Source organism: Streptomyces sp. NPDC054840, assembly GCF_053611065.1.
The window spans coordinates 1-4,235 of record NZ_JBSGZP010000633.1 but is presented as its reverse complement, the minus strand read 5'-3'; the positions used below and the strand labels follow the sequence as shown (position 1 = coordinate 4,235).

Below are 4,235 nucleotides of genomic sequence, written 5' to 3'. Positions count from 1 at the left end.
CGGGTGCCGTACGGATCCGGGCGGCAGCCCGTCGCGCGGGCGAGCCTGCCGCATGACGCCAGGGGGAAGGGCGGCATGCGGCGGGGCCCGCTCTGGAAGCGCCCCACCCGCAAGGTGTTCGCTTCCATGTCCACGCGTCTGACCGGACTGTCCTCCTTCAAACGCGTCTCTCCTCAAAAAATCTGAGGAGGCGTCAATCAAGACGTGCGCGCGCGAGCAGCGATCCGGGCACGGAGTCACTCCACTACCGTTCAGCCCGGCCGACCCGGGGCGGCGTCCTGCCGCGTATGTCCTGTGGGGATGAGGGTGGTGAGAATGTCGACGGCGCCGCCTTCGTGGTCGCTGCCGGAGGTGCCGCTTCCGCTCTGGACGTTGGCGGTTCGGTCGACTTCGAGGACGGAGTCGGCGTGGGAGTTGTCGATGACGGTGATCAGGCTTCCCTCAGCGGCGGCGGGGGTGGCGCCACCGCAGATGAGGGTGACCGCGAGGCAGGCAGCGGCCCGTACGCGTGCGCCGGTCACACCCCGGCGCTCTCGCGCGCAACAGGGATGGACCGGTGGCGGGCGATGTTCCTGGTCAGGAGCCGGGTGGACTCGCCCACCCCGATCTCGCCGTTCTCGTCGGCGGGCAGCCGACCGTCGGCGAGCCGCAGTTCGGCCAGTGCGGTGTCCATGGCGCGGTGAGCGGCGAAGAGGCAGGGGGTGCTGTAGATCGCGACGTCGACGCCGAGCTCGGACAGTTCACTCAGGGACAACCGGGGGGATTTGCCTCCGGCGATCTGGTTGAACAGCAGCGGCGTGGTGCCGACGACTTCACGGATCCGCTGGATCCACTCGACGCTGCGGACACCGTCGACCAGGACGACGTCGGCGTCCGTCGCGGCCAGAGCCTCGGCGCGGCGCAGTACGTCAGCCTCCTCGGTGGCATCCGTTCGAGCGACGACCAGCATGTCCGTGCGGGTCTCCAGTACCGCCTCCAGCTTGTCCAAGTACTCGGTGAGCGGCAGGATCTGCTTGCCGTCGGCGTGCCCGCACCGGCGTGGGCGCTTCTGGTCCTCGAGGATGATCCCGGAGGCGCCGAGGCGCTCCAGGGCCTCCGTCATGTGGCAGGCGACCTCCACGTCGACGTAGCCGTCGTCGATGTCCACGAGCAGGTGGTGCTGGGGGAAGGCGCCCCGCAGCCGCTGGACGAAGGCGAGCATGTCCGGCCAGGCGATGAACCCGATGTCGGGCAGGCCGTAGTGAGAGGCCGCGAACCCGAATCCGGAGACGAACATCCCGTCGTAGTGCCCGGCGGCCACTGAGGCCGAGTACATGTCGTACACGCCGATCAACGGCGTGGTGCCCGGTCCGGCGATCTGGTCCCGCAGTCTGTTCCCGTAACTCATCGTCAGCTCCTTCAAGACGGGGTGCATTACGCACATATGGGGGGAAGGGTGTGCCGCGACACTGCAGCGGTTTACCCAAAACTGATCATTTCCGGGCCATCTCTAAATCCACGCATGACTCAGTCTTTGCTCACTCCAACGGCGCACACCGTTCACCACAGAAACGTCACTGGTCACGGGCTTGTGGTTGACCCCCGTAGGGGCATCCGTGAGCCGGTGGCCTGGGAGCTGCACCGGATCCGGTACGGGCGTGAGGTGGGCGGGCGCCCATGGCCGTCAGCAGCGCTGTTACGGCCGGCCATGCCGACTGCCGCGTCGGCGGCGGATTTCAGCGGTCACAGCCGATGTCGAGGAAGGACACGAGGAAGCCGACAGGGCGGTCGCCGTCCAAGACGAGGCGGGGCGGCGCGTAGCGCGTCACGCGTGACGTTCTGCAGCCCCAGCCTGGCGGTGCCCTCGGTCAAGGCCCCTTCAGGCTTGTTGCGTCTTTGCGTCCGCCGGCGCTTGCGGCCGCCACAGTTCCGTAGCCGCGCTCTCCCAGGGCGGGGGCGTCCGCGACTCCGTCCACGCGGCCAGATCGTCGACGTCTACGCAGACGATGCCGCAGGCGGCGGCGTACTCCTCGGCCGGAACGGTGAAGGAACTGGTGGTCACCACAACGGCCACATCGGCCTCATGGATGGCGAAACAGGTGCCGCCGAAGCGTTGCAGGTCCTGCGAGCCGACCCGGTTGCCTTCGCCGTAGTGCTTGCACTGGACGACGACGCGCAGGCCGTCCGCCGTCACCGCGATCACGTCGGCGCCCAAATCGCCGGCTCCGCCCACGACTTCCACTTGGAGGCAACCGTCGCGGGCGCACAACGCGGCGATCGTGTGCTCGAAGCCGTCGGCGTCCACCGCCGCGTGATCCAGGGCTCCGGGCCCCACCTCGGGCACCTCGGTCGGATCCGCCACCGGCTCGGCAGCAGCAGGCGAAAGGAGGAGAGACGTCGCAGCCGGCCGATCTGCGGGCGGCGGGCACGCGGGGCTCTCCGGATCCGTGGTCGCCGCGGAGGCCGTCTCCGGGTACGCAGGGACGCGGCGCCGGAAGGGTGCCAGGCTCCACCGGGCCAGCGCCACCCCGGCCCCCAGGACGATCACCATCGCGATAGGCATCACGGGTATGCCGCCACCCGTCCCGGTCGTCGTCCGCACGAACACAGCCGCTCCGCCCAGGCAGATGCCCACGAGCCCGACCGCCAGCAGGACGTCCCGCCCCACGGACCCGGCACCGTCGCCCGCGCCGTCCCGACGGCCTCCCGATGTCACCATCCAGGACCCCTCCCTCACTCGTTCGCCGGGGGTGGACCCCGTACGTCTCCTCGTCTGATCGCGAATCCCGGATCCAAACGGCCCCGTCGGCGCGGCGCGGGGCGAAGGCCGCCCGCCGGGGCTCGGTGGAGACCGCCGGGGAGTTCCGGCACCGCACCGTCCCCCGGACAGCGGCTCCCGCCGTGGACCACACGGACTTCCTCGACCGGCTTCGCGGTGCCGGGCTGTGCGCGCCGACGTGACACTCCCACCGAGCGGCCTGTTGACGGCCACTCAAAGCACCTGCTCAGAGCGGGTTTCCCGAAGGTTTCCCGTTTCCCGTTTTCAGTGGGCGACCCGCGCTTCCTCGACACGGAGGGGTGGCGGGGCACAGTCTCGGAGTGCCCGATGGACGGCCGGCTCGTGCTCGCTTACGACGAGCACGCCGCTGATACGACGACGAGCACGACGACCCGCGGGACACCGCGTGGCGGGACGGGGACCGGAATGGCGATGCGGAGAAAAGTGGCGGTGGCGGTGGCGGCGTTCACCCTCGTGGCCACATGGGGAGGTGCCGGCAGCGCAACAGCGCTCGCGGCGGCCATGACACCGACGGCGGAGGCGTGCGGAGTGCTCGCTCCCGGCGCCTCCGCGGCGGCGGAGAAGGCCGTGGCAGCCGCGTGCGAACAGATCGGGGTCTGGTACACCTGGGGCGGCGGCCACGGGCAACAGCCAGGGCCGACCTACGGTCAGGTCGACCCGAGCGACCCCGACAGCGCACACGACCCCGAGCGGCTGGGCTTCGACTGCTCCGGCCTGGTCCGGTACGCCTACGCCCGCGCGGTCGGCGGCGACCCGCTGTCCGGCAACGCGTACCACCAGTTCCATTCGCCGCACGTGAAGCAGCGTTTCACGGCCGCCCAGGGGACCGGGCCACTGCTTCCGGGGGACCTGCTCGCATGGGGGTCGGGGGGCTCCATCCATCACATCGCGATCTACCTGGGCGCGGGGAAGATGGTCGAGGCGCGGGAATCAGGCACCCGGATCACTGTCAGCGACGTTCGGCTGGGCGGGGACTACGCGGGAGCGGTCCGCATCGCGCCGACGACGGCACCCGGCACGTTCAGCACCTGGGGCACGGATGTGTGGACCCATAAGGAGCCGTCCACCACGAGCCCGCGGGCACACCGGTTTCCCGGCCCGACCACGGTGCGCGTCGAGTGCCAGAAGCACGCCGAACCGGTGACGGCGGAGGGCTACACCAACGACGCCTGGTCCTACCTGCCCGAGTACGGGGCGTGGATCACCAACATCTACCTCAAGGGCCCCGCCTGGCTGGACGGCGTACCTACCTGCCCCTGAGCACCCGCACCACCTCGCACCACCCGCACCACCGACCACTCACCACCCATCACCCGGCCCCCACAGGGAGCCCTTTCGAGGAGGAAGCATGTCCGCACGCAAGAAGATCGTCATCGCTCTCGCCACCGCCGCACTGGCCGGCGGTATGGCCACCGTGACCGGCCCGGCCCAGGCGACGCCCGCCACGGGGAAGAGC

The 4,235-nt window shown here is 70.2% G+C and carries 5 protein-coding genes; 2 read left to right on the top strand and 3 right to left on the bottom strand.

The genetic code is table 11. The features are described from left to right. Positions 1–186, top strand: a 186-nt coding sequence (locus ACWGIU_RS31220) for a hypothetical protein (RefSeq protein ID WP_453711454.1), incomplete at its 5' end; no start/stop codon positions are given. A gap of 65 nt (positions 187–251) precedes the next feature. Here ACWGIU_RS31220 and ACWGIU_RS31215 read toward each other — a convergent pair. From ACWGIU_RS31215 to ACWGIU_RS31205, 3 genes are all read right to left on the bottom strand, one after another. Continuing rightward, positions 252–521, bottom strand: a complete 270-nt coding sequence (locus tag ACWGIU_RS31215; RefSeq protein ID WP_453711452.1) for a hypothetical protein — start codon at positions 519–521, stop codon at positions 252–254. After that, positions 518–1,387 (bottom strand): isocitrate lyase/PEP mutase family protein, encoded by an 870-nt coding sequence (locus ACWGIU_RS31210; protein WP_453711450.1) that lies wholly within the window; start codon positions 1,385–1,387, stop codon positions 518–520. The genes ACWGIU_RS31215 and ACWGIU_RS31210 overlap by 4 nt, the downstream gene beginning before the upstream one ends. A 471-nt stretch (positions 1,388–1,858) precedes the next feature. Beyond that, positions 1,859–2,530 (bottom strand): restriction endonuclease, encoded by a 672-nt coding sequence (locus tag ACWGIU_RS31205; RefSeq protein WP_453711448.1) that lies wholly within the window; start codon positions 2,528–2,530, stop codon positions 1,859–1,861. A gap of 660 nt (positions 2,531–3,190) precedes the next feature. On the opposite strand from ACWGIU_RS31205, the gene ACWGIU_RS31200 reads away from it, so the two are divergent. Further along, on the top strand, positions 3,191–4,039 hold the full coding sequence (locus ACWGIU_RS31200) for a C40 family peptidase (RefSeq protein ID WP_453711446.1): 849 nt from the start codon (positions 3,191–3,193) through the stop codon (positions 4,037–4,039). Positions 4,040–4,235 lie beyond the last annotated feature (196 nt).

What these genes read in the sequence shown, in the direction of transcription:
- ACWGIU_RS31210 (WP_453711450.1), bottom strand. Translation starts at nt 1,387, where the DNA reads ATGAGTTACGGGAACAGACTGCGGGACCAGATCGCCGGACCGGGCACC.
- ACWGIU_RS31205 (WP_453711448.1), bottom strand. Translation starts at nt 2,530, where the DNA reads ATGGTGATCGTCCTGGGGGCCGGGGTGGCGCTGGCCCGGTGGAGCCTG.
- ACWGIU_RS31200 (WP_453711446.1), top strand. Translation starts at nt 3,191, where the DNA reads ATGCGGAGAAAAGTGGCGGTGGCGGTGGCGGCGTTCACCCTCGTGGCC.